The sequence below is a fragment of the Treponema bryantii genome (assembly GCF_036492245.1).
GTDB lineage: Bacteria > Spirochaetota > Spirochaetia > Treponematales > Treponemataceae > Treponema_D > Treponema_D bryantii_C.
The window spans coordinates 254,329-279,133 of the sequence record NZ_AP025286.1 but is presented as its reverse complement, the minus strand read 5'-3'; the positions used below and the strand labels follow the sequence as shown (position 1 = coordinate 279,133).

General features: G+C 38.1%; 34 protein-coding genes and 1 pseudogene. 12 read left to right on the top strand and 23 right to left on the bottom strand.

What is annotated here, in order from left to right; genetic code table 11:
- Positions 1-10: 10 nt before the first annotated feature.
- Positions 11-430 (bottom strand): GNAT family N-acetyltransferase, encoded by a 420-nt coding sequence (locus AABJ44_RS01570; RefSeq protein ID WP_338370185.1) that lies wholly within the window; start codon positions 428-430, stop codon positions 11-13.
- A gap of 93 nt (positions 431-523) precedes the next feature.
- Here AABJ44_RS01570 and AABJ44_RS01565 point away from each other — a divergent pair, with 93 nt between their 5' ends.
- On the top strand, positions 524-1,183 hold the full coding sequence (locus AABJ44_RS01565; protein ID WP_338370184.1) for a flavin reductase family protein: 660 nt from the start codon (positions 524-526) through the stop codon (positions 1,181-1,183).
- Between the two features lie 9 nt (positions 1,184-1,192).
- Here the strand turns inward: AABJ44_RS01565 and AABJ44_RS01560 are convergent, their stop codons facing one another.
- The 7 genes from AABJ44_RS01560 to AABJ44_RS01530 all read right to left on the bottom strand — a co-directional run bounded on the left by AABJ44_RS01560 (position 1,193) and on the right by AABJ44_RS01530 (position 6,832).
- Positions 1,193-2,254 (bottom strand): DUF3795 domain-containing protein, encoded by a 1,062-nt coding sequence (locus AABJ44_RS01560; RefSeq protein ID WP_338370183.1) that lies wholly within the window; start codon positions 2,252-2,254, stop codon positions 1,193-1,195.
- A 15-nt stretch (positions 2,255-2,269) separates the two neighbouring features.
- The gene (locus AABJ44_RS01555; RefSeq protein ID WP_338370182.1) at positions 2,270-2,707 is read right to left on the bottom strand and encodes a MarR family winged helix-turn-helix transcriptional regulator; all 438 of its coding nucleotides are present in this window, start codon (positions 2,705-2,707) and stop codon (positions 2,270-2,272) included.
- On the bottom strand, positions 2,707-3,159 hold the full coding sequence (locus AABJ44_RS01550; protein ID WP_338370181.1) for a pyridoxamine 5'-phosphate oxidase family protein: 453 nt from the start codon (positions 3,157-3,159) through the stop codon (positions 2,707-2,709). Before AABJ44_RS01550 ends, AABJ44_RS01555 begins: the two co-directional genes overlap by 1 nt.
- A gap of 88 nt (positions 3,160-3,247) precedes the next feature.
- On the bottom strand, positions 3,248-3,844 hold the full coding sequence (locus tag AABJ44_RS01545) for a 5' nucleotidase, NT5C type (RefSeq protein WP_338370180.1): 597 nt from the start codon (positions 3,842-3,844) through the stop codon (positions 3,248-3,250).
- Positions 3,845-3,923: 79 nt separating this feature from the next.
- The gene (locus AABJ44_RS01540; RefSeq protein ID WP_338370179.1) at positions 3,924-4,637 is read right to left on the bottom strand and encodes an EAL domain-containing protein; all 714 of its coding nucleotides are present in this window, start codon (positions 4,635-4,637) and stop codon (positions 3,924-3,926) included.
- A 55-nt stretch (positions 4,638-4,692) separates the two neighbouring features.
- Entirely contained in the window at positions 4,693-5,889 is a 1,197-nt protein-coding gene (locus tag AABJ44_RS01535) for an MFS transporter (protein ID WP_338370178.1), read from the bottom strand.
- 19 nt (positions 5,890-5,908) lie between these two features.
- Entirely contained in the window at positions 5,909-6,832 is a 924-nt protein-coding gene (locus AABJ44_RS01530; protein ID WP_338370177.1) for a DUF1848 domain-containing protein, read from the bottom strand.
- Between the two features lie 81 nt (positions 6,833-6,913).
- On the opposite strand from AABJ44_RS01530, the gene AABJ44_RS01525 reads away from it, so the two are divergent.
- Positions 6,914-8,941: a diguanylate cyclase domain-containing protein gene (locus tag AABJ44_RS01525; RefSeq protein ID WP_338370176.1), complete on the top strand. Its 2,028-nt coding sequence runs from the start codon at positions 6,914-6,916 to the stop codon at positions 8,939-8,941.
- Here AABJ44_RS01525 and AABJ44_RS01520 read toward each other — a convergent pair.
- The 8 genes from AABJ44_RS01520 to AABJ44_RS01485 all read right to left on the bottom strand — a co-directional run bounded on the left by AABJ44_RS01520 (position 8,938) and on the right by AABJ44_RS01485 (position 13,848).
- Complete coding sequence (locus AABJ44_RS01520; RefSeq protein ID WP_338370175.1) at positions 8,938-9,966, bottom strand: GNAT family N-acetyltransferase; 1,029 nt, start codon at positions 9,964-9,966, stop codon at positions 8,938-8,940. The two genes, AABJ44_RS01525 and AABJ44_RS01520, sit on opposite strands and share 4 nt — an antisense overlap.
- Positions 9,967-9,968: 2 nt before the next feature.
- A complete protein-coding gene (locus AABJ44_RS01515) occupies positions 9,969-10,652 on the bottom strand; it encodes a methyltransferase domain-containing protein (RefSeq protein WP_338370174.1) in 684 nt (227 codons plus the stop codon).
- A 16-nt stretch (positions 10,653-10,668) separates the two neighbouring features.
- Positions 10,669-11,106, bottom strand: coding sequence for a hypothetical protein (locus AABJ44_RS01510; RefSeq protein WP_338370173.1), 438 nt, complete (start codon positions 11,104-11,106; stop codon positions 10,669-10,671).
- A gap of 27 nt (positions 11,107-11,133) precedes the next feature.
- Positions 11,134-11,580 (bottom strand): GNAT family N-acetyltransferase, encoded by a 447-nt coding sequence (locus tag AABJ44_RS01505; RefSeq protein ID WP_338370172.1) that lies wholly within the window; start codon positions 11,578-11,580, stop codon positions 11,134-11,136.
- 31 nt (positions 11,581-11,611) lie between these two features.
- Positions 11,612-11,905, bottom strand: coding sequence for a type II toxin-antitoxin system RelE/ParE family toxin (locus AABJ44_RS01500; RefSeq protein ID WP_338370171.1), 294 nt, complete (start codon positions 11,903-11,905; stop codon positions 11,612-11,614).
- A 10-nt stretch (positions 11,906-11,915) separates the two neighbouring features.
- On the bottom strand, positions 11,916-12,176 hold the full coding sequence (locus AABJ44_RS01495; protein ID WP_074641523.1) for a type II toxin-antitoxin system Phd/YefM family antitoxin: 261 nt from the start codon (positions 12,174-12,176) through the stop codon (positions 11,916-11,918).
- Between the two features lie 251 nt (positions 12,177-12,427).
- Complete coding sequence (locus AABJ44_RS01490) at positions 12,428-13,069, bottom strand: hypothetical protein (RefSeq protein ID WP_338370170.1); 642 nt, start codon at positions 13,067-13,069, stop codon at positions 12,428-12,430.
- Entirely contained in the window at positions 13,066-13,848 is a 783-nt protein-coding gene (locus AABJ44_RS01485; RefSeq protein ID WP_338370169.1) for a GNAT family N-acetyltransferase, read from the bottom strand. The genes AABJ44_RS01490 and AABJ44_RS01485 overlap by 4 nt, the downstream gene beginning before the upstream one ends.
- 136 nt (positions 13,849-13,984) lie before the next feature.
- Here AABJ44_RS01485 and AABJ44_RS01480 point away from each other — a divergent pair, with 136 nt between their 5' ends.
- Positions 13,985-14,674, top strand: a complete 690-nt coding sequence (locus AABJ44_RS01480; RefSeq protein WP_338370168.1) for a DUF5680 domain-containing protein — start codon at positions 13,985-13,987, stop codon at positions 14,672-14,674.
- 37 nt (positions 14,675-14,711) lie between these two features.
- Here the strand turns inward: AABJ44_RS01480 and AABJ44_RS01475 are convergent, their stop codons facing one another.
- Both AABJ44_RS01475 and AABJ44_RS01470 read right to left on the bottom strand, forming a co-directional pair.
- Positions 14,712-15,848 carry a S41 family peptidase gene (locus AABJ44_RS01475; RefSeq protein ID WP_074641529.1) on the bottom strand — a complete coding sequence of 379 codons (1,137 nt, stop codon included), beginning with the start codon at positions 15,846-15,848 and terminating at the stop codon, positions 14,712-14,714.
- Positions 15,849-15,865: 17 nt separating this feature from the next.
- Positions 15,866-16,174, bottom strand: a complete 309-nt coding sequence (locus AABJ44_RS01470) for a winged helix-turn-helix transcriptional regulator (protein WP_074641530.1) — start codon at positions 16,172-16,174, stop codon at positions 15,866-15,868.
- A gap of 114 nt (positions 16,175-16,288) precedes the next feature.
- Between AABJ44_RS01470 and AABJ44_RS01465 the strand changes: the two genes are divergently transcribed.
- From AABJ44_RS01465 to AABJ44_RS01455, 3 genes are all read left to right on the top strand, one after another.
- Entirely contained in the window at positions 16,289-16,798 is a 510-nt protein-coding gene (locus tag AABJ44_RS01465) for a nitroreductase family protein (protein ID WP_338370167.1), read from the top strand.
- Positions 16,799-16,920: 122 nt separating this feature from the next.
- Entirely contained in the window at positions 16,921-17,148 is a 228-nt protein-coding gene (locus AABJ44_RS01460; RefSeq protein ID WP_338370166.1) for a hypothetical protein, read from the top strand.
- A 24-nt stretch (positions 17,149-17,172) separates the two neighbouring features.
- Entirely contained in the window at positions 17,173-17,475 is a 303-nt protein-coding gene (locus tag AABJ44_RS01455) for a Dabb family protein (protein ID WP_338370165.1), read from the top strand.
- 30 nt (positions 17,476-17,505) lie between these two features.
- On the opposite strand, the gene AABJ44_RS01450 is transcribed toward AABJ44_RS01455, so the two are convergent.
- The 3 genes and pseudogenes from AABJ44_RS01450 to AABJ44_RS01440 form a co-directional block, all read right to left on the bottom strand.
- A complete protein-coding gene (locus AABJ44_RS01450) occupies positions 17,506-18,213 on the bottom strand; it encodes an aminoglycoside phosphotransferase family protein (protein ID WP_338370164.1) in 708 nt (235 codons plus the stop codon).
- 33 nt (positions 18,214-18,246) lie between these two features.
- Positions 18,247-18,954 carry an HAD family hydrolase gene (locus AABJ44_RS01445; RefSeq protein ID WP_338370163.1) on the bottom strand — a complete coding sequence of 236 codons (708 nt, stop codon included), beginning with the start codon at positions 18,952-18,954 and terminating at the stop codon, positions 18,247-18,249.
- A gap of 18 nt (positions 18,955-18,972) precedes the next feature.
- Positions 18,973-19,071 (bottom strand): annotated as a pseudogene (locus tag AABJ44_RS01440) (2'-5' RNA ligase family protein); the annotation flags it as partial.
- A gap of 94 nt (positions 19,072-19,165) precedes the next feature.
- Between AABJ44_RS01440 and AABJ44_RS01435 the strand changes: the two are divergent.
- The 3 genes from AABJ44_RS01435 to AABJ44_RS01425 are packed head-to-tail and all read left to right on the top strand — an operon-like array spanning position 19,166 to position 20,992.
- A complete protein-coding gene (locus AABJ44_RS01435) occupies positions 19,166-19,915 on the top strand; it encodes a PHP domain-containing protein (RefSeq protein ID WP_338370162.1) in 750 nt (249 codons plus the stop codon).
- Positions 19,916-19,943: 28 nt separating this feature from the next.
- Complete coding sequence (locus AABJ44_RS01430) at positions 19,944-20,432, top strand: AAA family ATPase (RefSeq protein WP_338370161.1); 489 nt, start codon at positions 19,944-19,946, stop codon at positions 20,430-20,432.
- 5 nt (positions 20,433-20,437) lie between these two features.
- On the top strand, positions 20,438-20,992 hold the full coding sequence (locus tag AABJ44_RS01425; protein WP_338370160.1) for a 2'-5' RNA ligase family protein: 555 nt from the start codon (positions 20,438-20,440) through the stop codon (positions 20,990-20,992).
- A 12-nt stretch (positions 20,993-21,004) separates the two neighbouring features.
- On the opposite strand, the gene AABJ44_RS01420 is transcribed toward AABJ44_RS01425, so the two are convergent.
- A complete protein-coding gene (locus AABJ44_RS01420; protein ID WP_338370159.1) occupies positions 21,005-22,330 on the bottom strand; it encodes an MATE family efflux transporter in 1,326 nt (441 codons plus the stop codon).
- Positions 22,331-22,398: 68 nt separating this feature from the next.
- Positions 22,399-22,890: a deoxycytidylate deaminase gene (locus AABJ44_RS01415; RefSeq protein WP_338370158.1), complete on the bottom strand. Its 492-nt coding sequence runs from the start codon at positions 22,888-22,890 to the stop codon at positions 22,399-22,401.
- A gap of 83 nt (positions 22,891-22,973) precedes the next feature.
- Between AABJ44_RS01415 and AABJ44_RS01410 the strand changes: the two genes are divergently transcribed.
- From AABJ44_RS01410 to AABJ44_RS01400, 3 genes are read left to right on the top strand one after another with little or no spacing between them, the layout of a single operon-like run.
- Entirely contained in the window at positions 22,974-23,720 is a 747-nt protein-coding gene (locus AABJ44_RS01410; RefSeq protein WP_338370157.1) for an acyl-ACP thioesterase domain-containing protein, read from the top strand.
- 3 nt (positions 23,721-23,723) lie between these two features.
- Positions 23,724-24,140, top strand: a complete 417-nt coding sequence (locus AABJ44_RS01405; protein WP_338370156.1) for a GNAT family N-acetyltransferase — start codon at positions 23,724-23,726, stop codon at positions 24,138-24,140.
- Positions 24,141-24,803, top strand: coding sequence for an MmcQ/YjbR family DNA-binding protein (locus AABJ44_RS01400; protein WP_338370155.1), 663 nt, complete (start codon positions 24,141-24,143; stop codon positions 24,801-24,803).
- Positions 24,804-24,805: the final 2 nt, after the last annotated feature.

Here is a 24,805-nt window from a genome sequence, read left to right as displayed (position 1 = left end):
TGATAACTTTTTATATCGCCTTGCTCATAAACATTTCCATCGGCTGTTCAAAACCTGGAATATTCATCACAAGACTACCGCAATCATTATAGCCGTTTTTTCTGTAAAAGTGCTGGGCGGATTCATCTACCTGTGTTGAAGTTAGAACCATACCGTACCCCTGGGATTTCATATCCTGTTCCCAGTGGTTTAGAAGTTGTTTTCCATAACCCTTATGCTGTTCCGACCAGTTAACAAAAAGCATTGTACAAAACGGAGTGTTATCCCAAAATAAATTATATCGCAGAACGCCAACAGGCTTGTCGTCTGCAAAAAGCACATAACCTTGTTTACGTTGAACTTTGTTTTCGAATTCTTTTTCGGGTAAGTGTTTGTCGAGTGAGTACCAGAAGGCTTTATCTTTTGATGTTACGTATTCTATTTTTGTCATTTTACTTAATTAATTATCCTACAATATAACATTATAACATAACTTTTCTTTTTCGGAAAAAATATGATAAAATAGTTAAAAAAGGAGCCCACCATGAAACATCACTACAAAGAAATGCCAGAAAACTTAAAAGGCACCTATGCCGATTACTCGCACAATTTCGGTTTCAACTGGAAGGAATTTGTTATGACAGTTCCGTCTCCGCTGCTTCTGGTTACAACATACAAATCAAACGGAATGCCGAATGCCTGCATGCAGTCCTGGGCGACTTTTACCTGTGCAAATAAGGGAAACGGCTATTATGCAATTCTGGCGAGCGTAAATAAAAACGGTCATTTTTATAAATCTCTCAAAGAAACTGGCGATGCAGTAATCAATTTTATGTCGGCAGAAATTTTTACAAAATGCATGGCAACCATTAAAAACAATCAGTTTGAGGTTGATGAGATTACTGCCTCTGGACTCACTCCTGGCAAGGCCAGCTGGGTAAATGCACCGCTTGTTGAAGAATGTTTTATGAATCTTGAAGGCAAATACGTTTGGGAAAAAGAAATTGCACCAGGCGATGACCATGTGCTGCTTTGTATTGAAATTATCGGTGCTCATATTGACGACGAACATCTTTCTGACCGCACAGGCGAAAATGGCATTCTCTTCAATATTCATCATCAGCAGAATCCAGAGCTTACAGAAAAAACAGGGCACGATTGGGCAGCTGTGCTTTCAAAAAAGATTGATATGGGAGAATACTAAAAAATAGAATTAATTTCCTCTCCACTCTTCCAGAATCTTCAAACCTTCTTCAACATCATAGCCGAGAACTTCCTGGATTTTTTCGAACTTCTTTTTAGAATGCAACGTGTCCATAACACGAAACAATTCTTTTTTGTTATATCTTTGAATGAACAGCGCCATCACTCTTATGGCGTTAGTATCTTTACCCAGCGCGTAAAAGCCTTTCTTACAATTATAAAGCTCGTCACATTCATAACAGCCGTCGAGGCCTTTTTCCTTGCAGCAGGCAGTGTTCGGGCAAACTCCATCCGGCGAAGAAATTGCATAAGAACAGGTATTGTAAATTGTTCTGCATGAACCACACCAGGAAGTCAAAAAGCAGTGACCACATGAAAGCCCACAGTAAGCAATCTGATCTACACCTTTCTTTGCCTGCTGACACAGTTTATTTTTGATACGCTGCATTGCTTCCACATGCATAATCCAGTGACGCGAGAATGGCATCTGTATCAAACCTTTGATATTTTTACCGCACCAGTAATCTATCAGCCACGACGCACGCTCGTCAGAACTTACACATTTACTTTCGACAAGTCTTTCTCTATCCTCACCTGTAAACGTTTTTTTCAAGTCTTCAAACTTAAAACGCCCCAACATCTCATTTGATGAATCCATCACAGTTTTGCAGTAATCATAAGTTGCCTTGATATTAAGCTTCTTTGAAAACTCAATCAGTGTGTCACCAGCAAGTTCGTTGCCGGTTGTGATGATTGGACTGGATGTTTTTTCCTGCCAACCGCCATCAAAAAGAATCTGCTTATTTTTCAAAATCAATTCGTGGGAAACAATATCTTCAATTCGGAAAGTATGCCAGAGGGACCACGCAAGGGTTGTGCAATGGTTCCCCTCGCCGTCTCCGAAAGGCAGCTGGTAAAAAGCCACCGGTGGAAAAGTTTTCACAATGAAAGAAATCTGTTCAAAAAGTTCGGTACGCAATTCAATCAGCAGCTTTATGCCTTCATCAAAAGTTGCTTCCTTTGAAATGAGAGCCTGCATTTTTTTATTTTTTTCAGACCAGTCTTTATTCATCTAAGCCTCCGCCAATCACTCTGCCTCTTTACAATTTTCAAGAATCCGTGTCAGCATCTCTTCAAACTGAATTATTTCATCATCAGAAAATCCCTTGTAAAAAATCTTATTCATCTGATTCGAAACCTTCTGAATATTCTTTGCAAATTCCTGTTCTTTTCCGGTAAGGGAAATCAAGGTAGAACGCTTGTCCGTTTCAGATGCTTTTCTTTCAACATATCCGTCTCGTTCAAGTCTGTCTATAATTCCGGTAAGTGTAGATTTATCCAGGCTAGTTTTTTCGCAGAGAGTTTTGATTGGAACTCCATCTTTTCCCCATAATGCAAAAATGATTCGTCCACGGGCGCCTTCTAAATCTGCCATATCGTTTTCGCGTAAGATTTTATTCCAGACTCTTCCGCAAACTTGATGCACCTGAGACAGAAGAGTTCCACCACGTGTTTTCTTTACCATTAGTTTATGTTCCCAAAACAATGCGGACTGGCATTGTACCAGCCTTCAATTTTTGTAGAAGTAAATTTGAGCACAGTGTAGTCAGGATCAGTCTTTCCCTTATGATAATAAATAAGCCAGCCAGTCTGCCACAAATCTTCTTTAAGACTCTGGTCAGTTACTTCTTCGATTGTTCCAGTAGCGCAGATTCCCTTGAACTTTTCCGGCTCACAAAAATAAAGCGCCGCATTATGATTGTTTCTAATTCGCTCAACCTTTTTAGAAGACGTATTAGTTGTAAAATACATCGTCAACTTTTCACCCTCGACAATCAGCGTCTTGTCTTCTAACTTTTTATACTTCTTCGGGTTACAGAGATTCAGCAATGCACGGATTTCAGGCCGACCTTCCTTATCAACAGTTGCAAGATAAGCTGCTTCAGATTTCTGAATAATCGAAATTACATCTTTCATTTTTCATACCTCGATTTTTAATATAATTTGCATACAAACTATATTAAATCACAACAAATAAACTGTCAAATTTTTCTTCCCAAGACTTTCAGCGCACAAGCTCACTAATCATATCCCAGTCAAAACATCTCTTATAATTCTGATTTGGAAACTCACATTCCCTATTCCACGGACGGTCAAAAACCAGAACCTTCAAATCTGGAAGATGGTTCAAAAACTTAAAAGCCGCAGGAGAATCTTCAACTGCAAAATCAAAATGCATTTTGTAATAATCTTCGAGTTCAAGATTAAAGCTGCTTCCCTTTATAAAATTATCCCGACCATATTTATTAAGACAATACAAATTAACACGTTCCAGCCCATGCACATTCAGCCATTCCCAGGAAGCCTCATAAGCACTGAAAGGGCGTCCGGTTATTATTTTTACATCATGTCCCTTATCAATCCAGCTGTTAATAGTTTTGATTGCCCCTGGAGTCTCCTCATAAGCAAGCAGCACATCCTTCGTATGTCCTTTAATCATCATCTGATCATACTGTTCATCTGTCAAAGAAAAAGATTGCTGCAAATTAAAATATTTAATTTTCTCATAAGGAATATCAAGCCCAAAAAGTTCATCAACAAGTTTAGAAAAATGCCGTGCCGTCTCACATAAACAATCATCAAAATCAACATAAATATTCATAATTTCACTATAAAACTTTTCCTTCGTAATATCCAATCATTTCATATAAATAGCAATCTTCTGAAATCAATTTTAATTTTTAGTCATAAATTTTTGGCTTGCCTAAAAAGAAACCTTGCATAAGTGTTATTGGATGATTTTTGAGATAGTCATATTCTTCCTGGGTTTCAACACCTTCCGCTAGAATTATAATATCTTTCTTCTGCAGGTAATTACAGATATCAATCAATGCTTTTTGATTTGTAATATTTGTATGAATATTTGAAATTAGTTTGCGGTCAATTTTTACAATATCGGGATTATAGAAATTGATACATTCCTCATCAATATTTTTTCCTGTACCGTAGTCGTCAACTGCTACAAACTCACCTGTCTGAGATCTTTTAAACTGTGAAGTCTTTTTATAGTGGGCATGACTGTCAAACTCTGTATATTCGAGCATTTCTATTACAAGGCGTTCTTTTAATCTGTGCTGTACCAGCTGATGGATTTTTTCAAGCATTTCATCTGAAACAAAGGCTGAGGGAAATGAATTTAAGAAAAGTTTTCCTGTAAGATTATTTTCTAAAAAATGTTTTGCTCCATAATAGGTTGTAAGCTCTTCAATTTCATTTAGCCGATTGTGACGGGCATATTCTGCTATGACTTCCATTGGTGTATAAGGTGTAGGTCTCATGAGTGCTTCATAGCCATAAATTTTGCCTGTCTCAATTTCGAAAATCGGCTGATAAGCGAAATTAATCTTCTCCGGTTTTGACATCAAGTCAAAAATTGCAATATCTTCTTTGCACATTACTATAAGTATAGCATAGTATTGAAAATTTACACTTTTTAATTTGTTTCATCTTTTATTTAGCTTTTGACTTTGTGATAGCCGGAATCAAAAGAATCATCAAAATCAGAACGACAGGGAAAGCAGTTCCAACCAGTAAACCTGCTTTTAGGTTGTTGCTGAAAATCTGTGAAATGTTTCCAACAAGAGCAGGCCCTGCTGCGCCACCTAAATCTCCAGACATGGCGAGCATAGCAAAAAGCGCTGTTCCACCCTTAGGGATTCTTGGAGAGCAGATACTGATTGTTCCTGGCCACATGATTGCTACTGAGAAGCCGCAGAGAATACAGCCCAGAAGTCCGAGCATTGGAATTGAAGAAAGAGATGCAAGCAGATAACTTACGACACACAAGGCTCCTGAAAAAATCATAAAGCGCATAAGGTTAAGCTTGTGACCGAACTTTCCAAAGACTGCACGCACCGTTCCCATTGCAACTGCAAAGAGACAAGGGCCTGCAAGGTCGCCGATATTTTTTGAAAGGCCGAGAGCCGACTCTGCAAATGCCGAAGCCCACTGTGCCATAGAAAGCTCGGAAGCACCTGCGCAAATCATAAGGATGATTGCCACCCAGAAAAGTGGAAGTTTGAACAACGCCACAAGCCCCATTCCCTTTTCACCACCATTAGGCTGTTCAATCGGACAGGTTGCAAAATTGTAAATGTTATAAAGCGGAATTACTGCCCAGATGCAGGCAAGGATTTTCCAGTTGCCAATACCAAGGAACTTAAAAAAGAGCGTAGAAATAACAATCACTCCTACAGAGCCCCAGCAGTAAAATGAATGCAAAAGACTCATAACCGCTTCTTTGTGATCAAAAGGACATGCCTCTACAATCGGGCTTCCAAGCACTTCGACCAGCCCGCTTCCAATTGCGTAAACGACAACACTTATGATGATTCCAACAAACGGATCAGGAAAAAGTTCTGGCAGAAAAGCAAGAAGAATAAGCCCCGCAGCAGAACACAGGCAGGAAGTTATGATGCATTTTCTGTAGCCGATTTTATCTACAACCTGAGCACAAATTATATCTACGACAAGCTGAGTAAGAAAAAACACAGCCGGAATAAGTGCGATTTTTCCAAGTGAGACCTCGTAATTTTTGTTGAACATCAAAAACAAAAGCGGTGTAAAATTTGCAGTAATTGCCTGAGTTATAAATCCAAGATAGCAGGCAAGCAGTGTTTTGTTATATTTCTTTGAGTTCTGTGTCATGGGAATCTCCTTGTTGATTTTAAGATATCACAATCCAGCTCTTTTGTATCGTATTGAAAATCTTATCATCAGTTTTCAACTCTCCGATTAACAGCGGAGAAACTGGATTATGCGCTTTCATATTTTCCAGAACCAGCTTTGAATCTGCATTTGCATAACAATAACGGCACAAATGACCACAGGAATTGTATGCACCTATATCACCGTTTAAAAAACAGGCACATTCTTTTCTTGCTGAATTCTTTTTTGGAATCTTAAGCTTTTTACCGACAGCATTTTCAATAACTTCGATAGTCTGACAACCGGAACAATCTGCTCCAAACTGCTCCAGTTCTTTTCCTTCAGCACAGGGGCGCAAAGTCATTCCATATTTTGCAGCAATTTCTACAAAAGCTTTTCCGAGAGTCAGTCTCTCTTCCCTATTCACTTCTCTTGCTTCAGGAAAATTTCTTCGCACTTTCGGATACAAATCAATAAAGCTGATTACAGCTGTTTTCGTTGCACCACACAATCTGCGTGCAATATTTTCAAAAGCCTTAAGGTGATATGGAATCGTATATTTTTCAGAAATAAAAATCGGGTCGTATCGCCAGCCAACTTTGTCAGCTCCAAGTCGTTTTCCAAGTTCAATAATCCCATCTGCAACTGCAGCCTTTTCCGGAACGTTCGGTTCTATTTCCTTACCATAAGGAGTGAGCGAAACATACCACCACTGGTTATATTTCGAAAGCTCATTCCATAGTTCTTCATTTTTCAAAACTGGCAGAGGATTCTTTGTGCAGAAAGTAATCAAATCTATAATCTGAGGATTCAATTCATAACGCGAAACAGATGAAGGATAAAACGGATTTCTCACCATCACATATCCTTCTTTAAGCCGGTTCAAAAACCACTGAGAATAAAAAGCCGGAATGTCTGTCCTCTGCCCAGTCTGAATTATCATATCTATAATTATATCGTAATGACACGTATTTTATTCAATGACTTTCAAATAATCCTATGTTATACTTAAAATATAAGTAAAATGTCTTATTCAATCATAAGTTTACTGGCATTAATACTCAACCTCATTCTAAACCGAGAAACTCTTATAAATGTTAAGAGCCGGTCCGGTGAACTGAAAACCGAACAGAAGTTTATTACCCGTTACCGACAATTTCTAATTGTTTCGAACTTTTACTTCATTGTTGATTTTGGCTGGGGTCTTTTGTACGAACATCACGACATCGATGCTCTCTTTCCAATTTTATATTCCGATTGTGTTTTCTATTTTCTGCTTATGTTCATGACAATGCTGACATGGATGCGTTCTATTGTTGCTTATCTGGACAAGAAAGGTCGCCGCAGCAAAGTTCTTCTTTGTGCAGTATGGACTATGTTCACTCTTGCACTTATATATCTGATAATCAATCGTTTTCATCCATTTATTTTTTCTTTTAATGAGAAGCATGAATACGTAACCGAATCGGGTAGACATATAGCTTTTATTCTTCAGATTATACTTTATTTTGTGACTACAATTTATATGTTTTTTATAGCCCTCAAATCAAAGGGTACAGAGAAAGCAAGGTATAGAGCGGTCGGGCTGACTTGTTTTGTGATGAATTTGTTCCTGATATTACAAATTTTTGATTACAGATATCCTTCTTACGCTACGGGGCTTATAATCGGAATCTGTGTGATTCACTCCTTTGTCGAAGCCAGTGAAAGAAAAGAAAAAGAGATCTACGATAATATCGCATCATGTATGGCAGAAGATTACGAAGCAATGTACTACATCAATATAGAGACTGGAGAATACAGGGAATTTTCAACCAGCCAGAAATATGATTCTATGAATGTTCCAGTCGCAGGCAAAAATTTTTATACTGAAACTCAATTAAATATTGAAAAATATGTACACCCCGATGACAGGGAATTTGCTAAAAACCTGCACTTAAAAGAGACAATGTTAAAAAATCTCAAAGGTAAAGAATCATATTCATATAAATACAGGATAATGATTGACGGACAGCCCCGACATTTCCAATTTACAGTAATGCTTGCAAATGATAAGAGGCATTTTGTTCTGGGCGAAAAAGATATAGAAAATGAATTTACCGCCGAAAATATGCGGCTTGAAAATCAGAAAAAGAATGTTACCTTCACTCAGATTGCAGAAATTCTTGCTGTCAATTTTGACGTAATTTATTATGTTGATGCAAAAGACTCCAGTTATATCAGTTATGAATGCAGGAATATTTATGGACAATTAGATATGCAGAAATCGGGTGATGATTTTTTTGCTGATTCTAAAATTGATATCACAAAAATTGTTCATAAAAATGACCGCGACCTGCTGACCAATTTTATCAAAAAAGATTATATAATCAGTGCGCTTACAGATAAGAAAAGCTGCAGCGTAGATTATCGTATTGTAGCATTCAAGCAAACGCATTTTGTCAGAATGACAGTTCGAAAAACTTTGGATGACACTCATTATATCTTTGGAATCGAAAATATTGATGATGAAATCAAAAAAGAAAAGCAGAATCTTAAAGCACTGAATACAGAAAAAGAGCTTGCCAGACGCGATGAGCTGACAGGTGTAAAAAATAAAACTGCCTATAACGAACTGGAAAAATCGATTCAGGATAATATCGACAACGGAATGGATTATCTGCCTTTTGCACTTATTGTATGTGATGTAAATAACTTAAAGAAAATAAACGATACATTAGGTCATGTAGCCGGAGATGAATATATAAAAAAATCAGCAATGCTTTTATGTAATACATTTGTACACAGCCCTGTATTCCGAATTGGTGGAGACGAATTCGTTCTGTTCCTTGCTGGTGATGATTTTGCAAACAGAGAAAAACTTATAATCAGTTTGCGTTCTCAAGTTCAAAAAAATCTGCAGTCAAAATCAGGTCCAATCATTGCTTCCGGAATGACAGATTATAATCCCGAAACAGATACTCTTGTAACAGAGGTATTTAATCGGGCTGACAAAGAGATGTACAAAAATAAACGTGAACTAAAGAAAGAAGAGAATCAGCTTAAGAATTAAATTTTCTTCTGAAACCATTTAAGATCGTACCAGCGATCAAATTTTTTCCCGATTCCAATCATATGAGCTGCTTCTCTGTAGCCCTGCTTCAAATGGAACTTTGGGCTGTCCTGTGTAAGATACTCATCTTCCTTTTCTGTAAAGGCTGTTCCTGCCAGAAGATTGATAATTCCCATTTCTTTTAACCGAGCTTCCAATTCTCTATAAAGCAGTGTTCCTGCCCCCTGCCTTCGATAATCTTTATCAACATAAATGGAAGTTGAAACTGTCCATGAATAAGATTCGCGTGAACTGTACGCACTGGCATAGACATAGCCGATTATCTTTCCATCTTTTTCGCAAACAAGATACGGATATTTCTTTTTTGTATTTCTGATTCGTTCTTTGAATTCTTCTAAGGTTGGAACATCATATTCAAAAGAAACCGCTGTATTTAAAACATAATGACTGTAAATCTCTAAAAGTCTTTCAGCGTCTTCAATCTGTACATCTCTGATTTTTTCATTCGCGTTCAAGTCCTTCATATAAAGCACTTCATCTTCAACAACTTTTCCCATTACAGTCTTGGTAAAAGATTTTACAAAGGTCATACCATTTCGTTCAGCTACATGGCGGGATGGAAGATTGTCAGACTTCATATAAGAAATGATTTGTTCCACTCCCCTGTTCTTTGCGTAATCTGAACAGGCACGGGCTGCTTCAGTTGCATACCCCTTTCCCCGGTATTCTTTTCTAAGATGATAGCCGATTTCATGAAACAAATCATTTTCAACCTGCTGCATTGTGATTCCGCAGTCGCCTATAAATTCGTCTGATTCTTTTTCAATTACAGCCCAAAGTCCAAAGCCGTATTTTTTGTAATTATCAATATTCCATTTTATCCAGTGCTCAACTTCTTCCCTCGAAAAAGGATGTGGATAAAATCTCATAGATTGTGGATCCGAAAGCACAAGAGCAAGTTTGTCGGTATCGTCCAAAGTTAGTTCCCGTAATTTTAGACGTTCTGTTTCGATTATGTAATTCATTTTTAATTCCTGCAAATCCATATTCCCGTATATTCTTTTATTACATTCAACTGCTTTTGAATTATGTCATTCTTCATTGAATCACCAAAAAAGGCACCCATTATTTTTCCAGCATCTTCATAATTGTTGAATTTATAATCTGTTTGAATTATGTGTTCCTTAAAACCATTTTCAACAAGTGCTTGGTAAAATTTAGAAAGCTTTTCTCCCGGAGGATTTGGAAATTCAACATTCGTTCCCAATGTTTCAATGAAAATGATTTCCTTTGCGCGTTTTTTAGTTTCGCTGATAAGATACTGAATAGTCTGATCTATATTTTCATTTTCCTGAACAACCAGATGCCCGAAACTCCAGCCTTCAATTATTATGTCAAAGGTATTTTCAATAGTATTTAATTTACTGTTATCGAGAACTGAATATTCAATTTTATCCGACCACTTTGCCAAGTTCTCTTTTGCTTTATCTAGCATATGCTGTGAATTATCATACGCAAAAAGTTTTTTCGCCTTGTCGATGTAGTTTCTGGAAACACGTCCGGTTCCTATTCCAAATTCACCGACAACTTTATTTTCCCACTGGATATTGTCATTCAAAAACTTATAAAGATTGTTTTCGTAATCTTCATGATTTACTAATTCATCATATAAATCTGAAAAGTTTTGATAGACATCGAACATGTTTGACATGAATTATCTCCTTTTTTTACTCGAATATTATTCTATAACAACATCTGTTGTTTCCAGACAAGATTGTTTCTATACTCTCAATTCTGAATTTTCGGTCTGGTACAAGAGTCTGAAATACATATATCATACTTTGTCTCGAGCATTCACAAAGCTTACTTGATTTTATTTCAGCCTCTGTATACAAGGGGCAGCCACATTTTGTGAAAATAAGCTCATAGACCTTTCCTGGTTCTATAACTTTTCCAGCAAGTTCGTTCTGTTCATTAACCTGCAAAAAGAATTTATCCAGATTTCCGTTACATTCAGAAAATAAATCTCTGTAAAAATATTTTAATGCATCGCAGGCACACTGCTGGGCGCACTTGGAAAATAATCGCGAACATTCTTCTGTATCCATTTTTTCAAGGCCATCATTTAAACCTTTAAACCATTTATTGAAAAACTTTGTATCCATATTTATCCTTTTTGAGATTAAGCATTTTTACAGTTTTTTGAGGAACGAATGTTTTGTATCCATTTCGAAACCATTTTCTTTATAAAAGTTTAATGTAGTCTCGCGGTTTGAACCTGTTTCCAAAAAGATTTTATAACAATTCTTGTTCTGTGCAATTTTAATTGCTTCCTGCAAAAGCATAGATGCAAAACCTTTTTTACGATAATCCTCGTGGGTTACTACATTTTCTACAACTGCAAATGAACGCACGTTATGAGTGAGGCTTGGAATAATTGCAAGCTGTACGGTTGAAACGACACGATTATCTTCCTCAACTACCAGGAGATATAAATTTTCGCTTTTATTCATTTCATTGATAAGCTTTTTCCAGACCTCAATGTCCTGTTCTTCTTTTGGCGGATACTTTGTAAGGAAATTGAAATACAAATCCTTAATATCCACTACGTCTTTTTCTTCGGCTTGTCTTATTAACATTTTTTAACTCCTTTTTGTACTACTTATGTACTTAAATTAAATTCCCATAATCACGTTTCGCATAAAAAATACGCATTATGGAAACTTCTTTTTTATCATCATTAATCAAATATAGTGCTATATAATTTTTGTAGAAGATAAATCGATGATATCCTTCTGACTGTAAAAATGAATCTGGACTTAAAGAATACATATATGGATTTTCTGCAATATTATTTGTCTCTTCAATAAATTCTTTAAGGAGATTATCAGCAGCCTGTTTATTACAGAGCGTATTGGAAATATAAGTTACTATTTCTGATAAATCTTCCTCTGCCTTTTGCATAAGATGAACATTATAAGCCATGCGATTTCCTTATTCTTGAAACCGCATCTTCAACGGAAGAGTAGTTTCCATTTTTCAGGTCCTCTTTTGCTTCTTCTAATTTTCCATAAACATTTGCAAGGAACATATTTTTTTCGTAAGTTTCCATGCTCATTATTACCATATCGCCATAACCATTTTTTGTTATGAAAATAGGTTCTTTGTCTTCATGACACAAATTAGAAATTGCTGTTGTATTTTTCAAATCTCTGATTGGAACTATTCTTGGCATATTTTCACCTCGTGGGATTATTATACCACGACATATAAAACTATGTCCATTAAAATACGCAAATTCAAAAATTCTTCCATTTCGGGATTCCAAATATATGTCATTTCAATATTTGGATTTATAGAACTATCATTGAAAGGATAGTATCATCATATTTTGTACCTTTATAAATATCAACTATTTCAATTTCTATATTTTTAATTTTCTTTGATAGAGAAATCTCATTTCTTTTGTATATTACCCCCAAAGTTTTATAATCCAAACTTTTTTGAAACGAGTTCTAAAGTGCCCTGAACACCTAATTTTTCGTCACGGAGAATTACGTTGAAGCCGGAATTTAGGAGGCGGTTGTAATTTTCCTGGGAATTGATGAGTTCGAGGCCTTTGCGATAATTTTGGAGGGCGGCTTCGGGATCGAGCTCTTCCATAATCAGCTGATATAAAAACTGCTTTTCCTTATCGGGACGTTCGAAAAATCTTCGGACAGAAATATCCGGGTCGGAAAGCATAATCAGGACATGGTCGTGTTTTGCAATTTTATGCAAGGTTTCTATTGAGATGTTTGTATCGACGAAAATCATTTTATCCTGCGAATCTTCTTTTTTAAGCATGTCCTCCAGAATCCGTAGTTCGAGGATTTCGCACTCTTTTGCAGCACCGTTAATCCATGCAAGATATTCTTCCGGGCTTCGTCTGATAAACTCATGCCAGTCCTGCAAATCACGTGTATATGTAACGTATGGAAATTCCTTTGCATCTAACTCCGGCAGTAAAACATCATGATAGTTTTCCTCGCAGGCAATACCATTGTATTTTTCTGCAAGCAGTTTAACCATTGTAGATTTTCCTGCATAAGCAGTTCCGGTTATAAAATAAACATTTTCAAAAATCATTTTGTAAACTCCGTATTCTCATCTGGCTGTGATTCTGCTTCTACCCAGAAAGGTTTGAAACCGCAGTCGAGAGCGGTTTTCCAGGACGGAAGATTTGCAAGACTCGTACCGTAATATGGAATTGCTCCGCGACGGAAAGTTTCGTTTCGTAAAAGTGTTACGAGAGATTTTGCGATTCCACGGCCACGGTATTCTGGTAAGACGTCGATTCCAATCTGCCACAATTCTGGTGTATCTGCTGAGCAGCCGGCCATTCCCATAATTTTATCGCCATCCATTGCAACTACTGCAAGTACGTCGGGACGCTCTGGTTTGAACTTGTCGCAGATTGCGTTCGGAAAGTTTTCGTTTCCGTAAAAGGGAGTGATATCATTCTGCTCAAGCCATTTGATTTTCAGGTCAGTTTTTACATCTATCAATTTTGCTTCTGGCACAAACATGTGATGAGTCAACGCCATTTTATAACCATGCTTTCTAAGCTCTGTTTCTAGTTCGAAATAATTATGCTGCTCGAACAGCCAGATTCCCTGTTTGCCTTTTACCCAGTTTGTAAGCCAAGGATGTATTGATTCATCAGCTGAAATTACTGTGTTCTTTCCAAGAGTCGCCATCTGCAGGAAGAAGGGCTTATCTGAAAACTTTCTGCGGTCTGGATGCTGGTGCTCAGTGGTTATTATATTTTCTGTTTTATCAAAATCCTGCGGCGAACAATTAAACTCGACCGCAAGCTGATTTTTTATCTTTTCTTCAATTTCTTTTTTACCTGGATTAAAACTCATTTTTTCCTCTGATTTGATTATATCAGAAAAATCCGCCAACACCACAATTTTTGTCACTCTGCCGTTACATTTTTGCAGCCAGAAAGCGGTGTAAATAAATCATCTTCTGTGTTACCTTATAGTCAGCGAGGTGAATATGATTTTAGGTGAAAAACTCAGCTTACTCAGAAAACAAAACGGATATTCGCAGGAAGAACTGGCAGATAAACTGCACATTGCACGTCAGACTGTAAGCAAATGGGAAAACGGGCTTGCCGTTCCGGAACTCGACGGGCTCATTGCTCTGAGTAATCTTTATCATATTCCGATTGACCGCATTGTAAAAAATGATGATGACTGTAATATTCCCCTGACGGAAAATGAAGATAAAACTGACCGCACAGAACTCATCCGATTCCTAATAAAAGCAAAGCAGAAAACCTACGCAGGACACGGAGCTGAGGTTGCTCCCAGCCGCCCTGCTTCACACGATTTGAAATATGAAGAAAAAACTCCGGCTGGTGAACTCCTTTACATAGACACTTATCTTGGTGGAAAGGAGTTTGCTGGTGAAGAAGCTGTCTGGAAAGATGGAGTACCGCTGTGGTCTATGAATTACTACGGCCGGGTAACAGGAGAGCCGTTCTCTGGAGATTTTCTAAAGGCAGCCCTTTTTGAAGTTCCAGCTGATAAGCCTTACCGCGGTCCAGACATTTTCCGGCAGGGAGATTATACCTACCACTGCCAGACCAACGGGGACTTTAACTGGTTTCAGGGTTATGAAGATATCTTCTATCTGGATACAAAGATTTACGAATTACATTTCCATGGCGGGATTATTGTATAAACGAAGTACCTGAAATGCTGACGGCAGAACATTCCGCCTACTGAATCTCAATTCCTGTCATATCAACACCAAAGCCGGTAAGCACACCTTTTATTTCTTCGGTATAGGCAAAAACATCAGGCTCATAGCCGACACCCTCGCCCTTCCATTTTCCATCATCGGGAATACCGCAGATTATTGTTGGAATCCAGCCCCATACATTATTCTTGTGTATTGATTTGCATTCACCATATCTTTGCATTCCGCCGGTAAAAGTGCCGACAGTTGTAATGTCCAGCTTATTTACGTATTTCCCGGCAATCATCCACATTTCGGCGGCAGAAAAACTGTATTTATCCTGAAGAATGTAAATCTTTCCTTTATAGTTTTTATTGATGAGTGATTCAAAAAACCGAACCTGCTGCATCTGGCCGCCACCATTATTTGAACGCGGATCAAGAACTATATAATCATATTTACAGGCCTTTGAGGCGGCTCTTGGAAATTCTTTCCAGTAAGGATTATTAAAATCTTTTGTACTTTCTGAACAACTATTAAAGCGGATGTAATAAGCGTTTGAAGTTGCTTTCTCAAAATAGGTGACTATAGGATCAATACTTTTTTTGCTTTTTTCATCTGTAACAAGATTCTTGAACTTCCATTCAAGACATCCTTTTTCACCCCTGTCAATTGTTATCGAGAAATGATAATCAAAAACGTATTTATCTAACAGAGCAAAGAGTTCTCCAACGTTTTGGCATTCATCAATCATCTTGAGTTTAAAACCCTTTTCTTTCATTTCTGTAAAACCAATGTAGGTAGTTCTAATCATAGTAGAAACTGCAGACTTCTCTTGTTTTGTAAGAGAAAAAAAGGAAAAGTCGTATTGTTTAAAAGCATAGCCGGGTTCCCATGTATTTGCTTCAGTGATAGGCCCTTCAGCGAAGCCCCACCAGCAATTATTATCACTTCCCCACGAAAGATTGTATTTGATATTATCTGGATCTATAAGTTCATACGAAAAAGTCTTTTCTGACTTGGGAGCCACATGCAGTTCCTGTGCTGAATCTCCCTGAAAAACTGTAAGCCAGACTTCAAGATCTGTTGTGTTTATTACCTTTGTTTCAAATGCAAAAATACTGCTGAAAAGTAAACAGATAATAAAACTTGTAAATAATCGCTTTGATGTTTTCATTTATAACCTCTCTTCTTTTATTCTACCATAAATTGTTCCCCCCAGGAACACATTGCGTCCAGAATTGGAATCAGCGACTGACCAAGCTCCGTGAGACTGTATTCAGTTTTTGGAGGAACAACCGCGTAGACCTTGCGGTTAATCAATTTATCATCCTCAAGTTCATGAAGCTGCTGTGCCAGCATTTTGTCTGTTATCTTTTTGATTTTTCTTTTGATTTCATTGTAGCGCAAAGTTTCATCCTTCAGATGATAGAGAATAACGGCTTTATACTTACCGCCGATTTTACTGATTGTTGCATCTACAGGACAGTTATATTTATTCATAGCTTATACTTTCCTTTTGGGTAGTATATAACAAAAAAGTGCATTCTTGTCAAACCGATTTAATATGCTATAATGACGGCGACTAGTCGTAATAAATATTTTTGGAGAAATATTATGAATTTTTTGAACCTTGCTAAAAATCGTTTTTCTGCCAGAAAATATCTGGATAAGGAAATCCCACAGAATGTTCTTGATGAAATTCTTGAAGCCGGCCACGTTGCCCCAACTGCTGCTAATTTACAGCCAGCCAGAATCATCGTTATTAAATCTGCAGAAGCTAAAGAAAAGCTTGCAAAAGCTGCAAATATTTACAAAGCACCGGTAGCTTTACTCGTTTGTGCTGATGCTTCAAAAGCATGGACACGCCCATTTGATGGACATCAGACAATTGATATTGATGCCTCAATCGTAACTGATCATATGATGCTCAGTGCAGCTGATAACGGAGTTGGTTCTGTATGGATCTGCTATTTTAAGCCGGATGTTATCAAAGAAGAGTTCAATCTTCCAGATAACCTTGTACCGGTAAATATTCTTGCACTCGGCTATACAGAAGAAACAACAGACAGTAACCGTCACGCGACAGCAAGAATCCCTATGGATGAACTGGTGTCTTATCTGTAATTGTTCCTGGTGATTTTCCACACAAAGCGCTGAATAAACTCTTGTTTCGTGATATTCTATAGACAAACATGAAGTCAATTTTTACAATTCGTGTGGAAAAACCGCGCGATTAAGGAACAAATATGGCAAGCATTTTGATTAAAGATACAACCCGAGAACAGCGCGAGCAGATTGTCCGCGAGTCGCTTGGTGATGAATATGATGTTGGCTGCGGATACGAATCTACAGGTATCAACTATCAGCTTTATATTGACGGTGTAAAAGAACTCCGCGAACTCAATATGGAAGCAAACTGCGGCTTTGAAGTAGCACATCCGGAAGAAAGAAAATCCGGCTGCAATATGATTTAAACTGATATAAAAAGAGGACAGAAAATGGTAAAGCACATTATCTTATGGACATTAAAAGAAATGAGTGATTCTGAAAAAGAATCAGTAAAAGCCGGAATCAAAGAAGGTCTCGAAGGTCTCAAGGGAAAGGTACCGGGCCTCGTAGATATCAAAGTAATCACCAGCGGCCGCCTCGTTTCTTCCACTGCCGACCTTATGCTGGACTCAACCTTTGAATCAGAAGAAGCTCTGAAAGGATATTCAAAACATCCGGAACACGTTGCCGTGGCTGACAGCAAAGTTCGCCCATATACTGCAAGTCGTTCATGCCTTGATTTTGAGGTTTAAAGTGGAGAATGACTTTTCCGTTGTAAATTTCTATTCTTTACTACGCAAAACAGTACAAACTTTCACAGCCTCAAAGAAATCTTCTTCGGAAATTCCAAGTTCTTGAACATCTGGCCAGACTGTAGCTTTGTAGAACTCCAGAGCTTCTTTTGCAAACTCATTAAGAATCACATAAGTTCGTGCGTAGTCAAAAACTGGTGGGGCAACTCTCGTATTCATCCAATCGATGATAGTATAATTGATTTTATCTGCGACAAGAGCAGTATCATTTGGAATCATGATATTTAGAAAATGCATATCCAGATGGCAAATGCAGCTCTTATATTTTTGAGACAAACGATCAATCACAGGAAGCACTTCTGATTTTTCTTCATCAGATAACATAAGGCCTGCCGTTGCACTAAGTGGCGGAATTGAGGTGTTACTGGCATCTGCTTCGTGAACAAAACGGAACGCCTTTGCAAGAAGTCTAAAGCCCTCTTCGGGAGCCTTAGGAACTGATTTCTCCAGCTGATCTCCTTCAACTAAATCCATCTTGATGATATGTGAATCATCTGTGTCGTAATATTTTACCGGACAAAGGCCGGCCTTATTCACTGCCTGCTGCTGCTGTTTTTCAAATGCAATCCATTCTGCTGGATAAGACTGATTATAAACTTTGTAAGCAAATCCATGGTACAGCAGAACCTCTGCCTGTGCACCTTTGCCTATGATTTTCTGAGAGCCGTCAAATGTCATTTTTTTTACTCCTAAACTTTTTGATTTTCTATATTATAACTGAATAAGATCCAATATTTCCATCGCATTTGTAACTGTATATTCCTGTCCAAAATCCTGTGCTGGTTTGGCTGAGCGGTTTATCAGAATTGAATGACAGCCGATATTTTTTGCAGCGTTAACATCTCGGGATGTGTCGCCAATCATAACCATGTTTTCTGGTGCAATTCCAAAATGTTCAGAGATGTCTCTAAGTCCTTTTGGATTTGGCTTTTTATATCCGCATGAAAGAGACGAAACATATAAATCAAAATAAGGAAAAAGTGGCGATACATAATTCTTGTGCATAAGATCGGGCATGCCGGTCGCGACATCTGTCATAGCTGCAATCTTAAATCCGGATTTTTGCAGCTTCTTCAGGACAGGAATCGAATCATCATAAATTACTGGCTCAAGATGAAGGGACTCAAAAAAGACATCGATGATTTTGCTGACTGGAAGAGTTGTGTTCCACCCTTTTATGATATCTTCAAAAATTATTTCCGGATCAATCTCCTTTTCTCGAGGATTCACTGCCGGGTTATAATCTGTAAAAATCTGAACTGAAGCTGCAATCTGCTGATCGGACAGGCCGAGCTCTAATTTTTCATTTACATACTCAAAGGATGTTTTATAATACCCGGCCCAGCTCAGATGCATGCCCTTATATTCCATCAGAGTTCCACCCAGGTCAAAGACAAATAGTTTTATATTATTCAGCATTCTCTAAATCTCCAGCGACACTGCAGAATAAACTGCATCACGCAAGGTGGTCCATTTATTATCTTTTTCAACTTTTGCAAAAAGAGTTCTGTCTCCAAATGCATCAAAGTTATTTATCTGATTATATCATATTTGAGATATTTTGAAATTAAACTACAATTTTAATGCAAAGCAGCTTACTTCTATGCTACAATCCTAAAGAGAGATAATTATGAAACATATATTCCACGTACATACATTCAGATGCAAGCATGGTTCCAATGAAAGTGACGAAGAGTTTATAAAAGAAGCTTTATCTTTAGGAGCTGAAAAAATAACTTTTACAGAGCATTGTCCATTCCCGGAAAATCCGTTCAACAACCGTATGGAAATAGAACAGCTTTCTGAATATATTGAATCGCTAAAAAATCTACAAATAAAATATCAGGGACTGATTCAAATAGAAACAGGTCTTGAAGTTGAATTTCTTCCTTCAATGATAAATTACTATAAATATCTGTATGAATTAAATCTGCATCCTCTAATTATCGGGCAGCATTTTTTTCAGCATCCGGATGGAACTTATAGTTTTGATGACAAGGACAAATCTGATGAATATATCGGCTGTTGCAATGCAATGATAGAAGGAATGAAAACCGGATATTTTAATATTGTTGCTCATCCAGATAGATTCTTTCGTCGTTGTAAAAAATGGACACAAGAGCTAACTGATATTTCAAACAAACTTATAGACACCGCTTCTCAATACAATATCATTCTTGAAAAAAATCTTTCGTCATATGAAAAACATATCGAAAAATCCCATCATATTTTCTGGAGAAAAGAATTCTGGGATCTGGTAGAATTGTATAATCAGACAGCTTCAAATCCTATAAAAACTATTATTGGTTTTGATGCCCACTCAACAGAACATATGATTAAACGAATGGAATTTATTGAATTATTAAATCAGGAAAAATAGAAACCTCGGAATAAAAGGATTCAAATAAATGAAAGTAATCATCCTAAACGGACCGATGGGGGTTGGAAAGACCGCTGTCGGCAAATACATCGCAGAACATACTCCGGGAACAGCCTTTATTGACGGCGACTGGTGCCTCGACATTCATCCTTTTGTTGGGAATCGTGAAACCAAGACTATGGCCGTGGACAATATTCTTCACATGATCGGCAACTATAAAAAATGTTCTGAATGTAAGATGATTGTCCTGGTCTGGCTGATGGATAATGAATGGGTCTACAATTCGATAATCGAAGCCATCAAAAAACTGGAACTGGAAATAAAATCCGTTACCCTGACCTGCAATCACACAACCCTTACCGACCGCTGGCACAATGACAAAGAATGCCCGTGGCGAACAGACGAGTGGCTAAAAGTCAGCACAAAATCTCTTGATTATTTCTCGTCGCTGGACAATACTCTTGATACAACCAATCTTTCAATAAAAGATGTTGCTGTAAAAATTATAAACGGATAGTTCCCATGAGTTACGAAAAGCCTTTTATCACATATGCAGTTTCTCTTCATTTTACTCAGGATGTAAATGAAATCATTTTTAATACAATGTCCTCAATCGCAGAACAGACTGGCAATGATTTTATGATCAAAAACAAGGTTCCGCCTCATGTGACAATTGGCGCATTTCACGGAACTAAAGAAACAGAAGAAAAGCTGATTCAGATTGTTAAAGAGTTTTCCAGAACACAAAAGTCCGGCGTAGTGAGATTTACAGAAATCGGAAACTTCAACAACAAGGTCCTTTTCCTCAAGCCTGCAAAAGACGACTTCCTTTCTACAATAAATGATGAACTTCACAAGATAATCCTGCCGGAATTTGAAGCAGGCGAAAACGGATATTACGTCCCGGAAATCTGGTTCCCGCACACTACCCTTGCCACAGGCCTGAATCAAACTCAGTTTTCCAAAGCGCTTGAACTCGCAGAAAAAATCACCCTGCCACTGGAAGCAAGAATCCACGACATCGGCTTTTACCAGTGCTCACCGTTCCTGGAATTAAATAGATTTCCGTTATCTTAAAATCTGCCTTAATCAGGTTACCTCGTGCAGCCACTTTCCGCTTAATATTCTGATTACGCCAATAATCGCCTTTACAATCGATTCGCTTGAAAGGAATAAGAATATCATTGGAGCTGGAAGATGGAGCACAAAGGCTGCTACATATCCCAAAGGAATCGCAACACCCCATAGAACAACCAGTTCACCGACCGCAGAGAAAACAGTATCTCCGCCTGCCCTGCACACACCGACAATCCAATCCATACAGAAAGAATTGAACGGATAAAGCAGAATCAGAATCATAAGAATCTGAGTTGCCATCTTAATTATTTCAGGTTCAACATTGAAGAGGAACGGCAGTAATTTAGAAAGTGGCAGCAGGAAGATTCCAACGGCCGCCCCAATCAAAGGCATAAACCACATTGAACGCAGTGCATATGCGCGGGCTTCATCAAGTTTCTTTTCACCGATTCGTTTTCCAATCAGAACACCCATTCCGTTTCCAAAGCCCATACAGAATACCCATGTCAGCTGACTGATAGTTCCCGTAATACTGTAGGCAGTGAAAGCATCTGTTCCCGCATGCGCATAGATTCCGTTGTATACAGAAGTTCCAAGCCCCCAGAAAGTTTCATTGATAATAACAGGAAAAGCAATCTTTATATATTTGAAAACAAAACTCCAGTCAAAGCCCAGAAGTTCTCGGAGCTTACCACTGATTTCATATTTGTGAGAATATGACCAGCTTACAAGAATTATAAGTTCAACAACACGAGCAAACACAGTTGCAATTGCAGCACCCTTAACACCAAGGTGCGCAATAAAAATCAAAACATAATTTGCACCGGCATTTGTAAACAAAGAAACTGACGTACAAACGAGCGGTAGTTTAACACGCTCTGTACTTCTCAAGGCCAGCGTAATAGAAAAACTGATAGCCGTAGGAATGTAAGACAGACACGCCAGACGAAGATATTCACCGCCAACTTTTACAACCTCAGGATCCGGAGAATAAATACCAATCAGTTTATACGGAATAAAAAGTCCAAGAATAGTAAAAACAACAGAAACAAACAGCGCAATCAAAGTCATCAAACCTAATGACTTTCTGATTCCCTTAATATCTTTCTTTCCCCAGAACTGAGCGATAAAAACTCCGCCGCCAGAAGTAATTCCAAAAAGAATCATATTGAGAATAAAAAAGATCTGATTGCCCAGCCCTACCGCTGCAATTTCAACACTTCCAAGCCGCCCGATCATAACAGTGTCGAGCATGTTTACAAAGTTCTGTAAAAGCGCCTGAAGAGAAATTGGAATTGCGATTGCCACAAGTGATGAGTAAAAGCCTTTAAGTTTCATATCGCACTATTATGAGGATTATTGTGAAAAAATCAATCTTTTCGATTACAGTTGTACTTTAATGAAAACTAGTATCCCATAGTTCCATCTATAGATTCATCATTTTCAACCCAGGATGAAACTTCAATAGTTTTATATTCATCGTGATTCAGTCTAATTACAACAGTTTTTATACCAGCATTGATTACCATTCGCTTACACATAGAACAGCTGTTTGCATTTTTGATATAAGATTTGTCGCTTACTTCAATACCAGTCAGATACAAAGTCGAGTCAATCATTCTGTCTCTAGGAGCCGAAATAATCGCATTAGCTTCTGCATGAACACTGCGGCAAAGTTCGTAACGCTCGCCTCGCGGAATATTCAGCTTCGCCCGAATACAATAACCGAGGTCCGTACAATTTGCCCGTCCCCTTGGCGCACCCACATAACCCGTCGAAACAATTTCATCATTCTTTACGATTAACGCACCATAGTGTCTGCGCAAACATGTGCACCGTTTAGAAACTTCCTCCGCAATATCAAGATAGTAATTAGTTTTGTCTCTTCGTGTGTCCATGTTTTTACTCCTCATTCACAAAATATTATAACATAGATCTGTTCTATATATCATGTTTCATAAAAAAATATTACAATTGTCATATGAATAATAGTTTAATTTTTGAAACTGAACGTGAGATTTCTTCTGCGTTTATTGATTCATCAGTTCGGATGGGAGTGGCTCAGTCTGTTTTACTTGTACAGGATAATCTTACTGAGAGTTTTAATGCAATGGACTGCGACGGTGTAATCTACCGCGAAAAGTTCAATGCCTTCTGGGTGTTCACAAAAACAAAAGTTCATTTTGAACGTCGCCCTGACTGGCGTGAAATCATTACAGCCCGTACCTTCCCTATTGATAATCTTGGAATGCGAACTCACGTTAATACGCAGTTCGTTGATAAGAACGGCCAGACTCTTCTTGTTGCAAATCAGGAAGCCTGCGTTTTGAGCCTCGAAAATCATCGTCCGCTCAAAATCACAAATCTTCCATATCCAAAAGAGAATTTCCCTGAGGCAGTTTATAACGAGCCTTTCGAACGTTTCCCTTCTGATTTTTCTGATGATGAGTTTGTCTTTGAGCAGCAGATTCGTTCATCTCAGATTGATATGTCTCATCACATGAATAATATAGAATATATCAAGTTCGCTCTTTGTGTTTTCTCAGATAATTTTTTGCAGTCACACGAAATCACAGATCTTGAAGTTCACTATACCGGCGAAAGCAAAGAAGGCCAGATTCTTAAGGTTTACAAAAAAGAGGATCCGGAAGTTCACGGCAAGATTTACATCCACATCAAAGAAAGCGACCGCTGTGTTTTTGAATGCTGCGTAAAGATTAAGGATTAATCTATGGATATAAAAATCACAAATACAATTACCACAGAAGAATATTTAGGATTACGACAGGCTGTCGGCTGGAGTGTGTTTCCGGCTGAACAGGCAGAAGGTGGATTGCAAAACTCTCATGTAATTTGTTTCAGAGATAATGATAAAGCGGTCTCACTGGGACGAGTAATCTGGGATCATGGATATTCTGTTCTTATTGCAGATGTGATTGTTGCTCCCGAATATCAGGGAAAGGGGCTCGGCCGAAAACTGATGGAAGCAATCATGGAATATATCCGAAGCCTTCTTAAACCCGGCTACAGAATTATGATTTCTCTGATGGCTGCCGAAAACAAACAGGGCTTTTACAAAAAGTTCGGCTTTATCGAAAGACCAAGCGAGTTCTTTGGTCCTGGCATGCATCAGTGGATTGAATATTAAATGGACTACAGCTACATTTTCCGATCGGCAAAAATTAAGAAAGACTCTCTGAAAGCGGCTGGCTTTACAACAAGCGATGACAACAGTTATGAAATGGAAGTGCCAGTTTCCAACGGTACATTCAAAGCCGACATCACTTTAGTGCTTTCCGAACAGACACTCACCGTCCAGCTTTTTGATTCTGCAACCGGAGAAAAATATGCGCTTTTTGATATGCCTTCTCACGGCGCCTTTGTAGCTTCCCTTCGCGAAGAAGTTCAGAAAATCATAAATGATATCAAGACAAAGTGTTTTGAGACAAATGATTTGAAAGATGATTACATCGCCTGGATAAAATCAAAGTTTGGAGCCGAGCCTGATTACCCGTGGCCGGATGATGCGCCCTACTCTTTTGTCTTCCGCTGTCCGAATGAAAAATGGTTTGCACTTGTTATGAGAATTAAATACCGCCAGCTCGGTCTCACAGGCGATGAAAACGTCTGGGTTGTAAACATGAAAGCCGACCAGGATGCCATCCCGAATCTCATAGACCACAAATCAATCTTCCCCGCTTGGCATATGAATAAGAAACACTGGATTACAATTCTGCTCACTGCAGTAACTGATTTCTATAAGCTGTGTGAACTAACAGGAAAGAGTTTTACGCTTGTGAATAAAGCATAAAT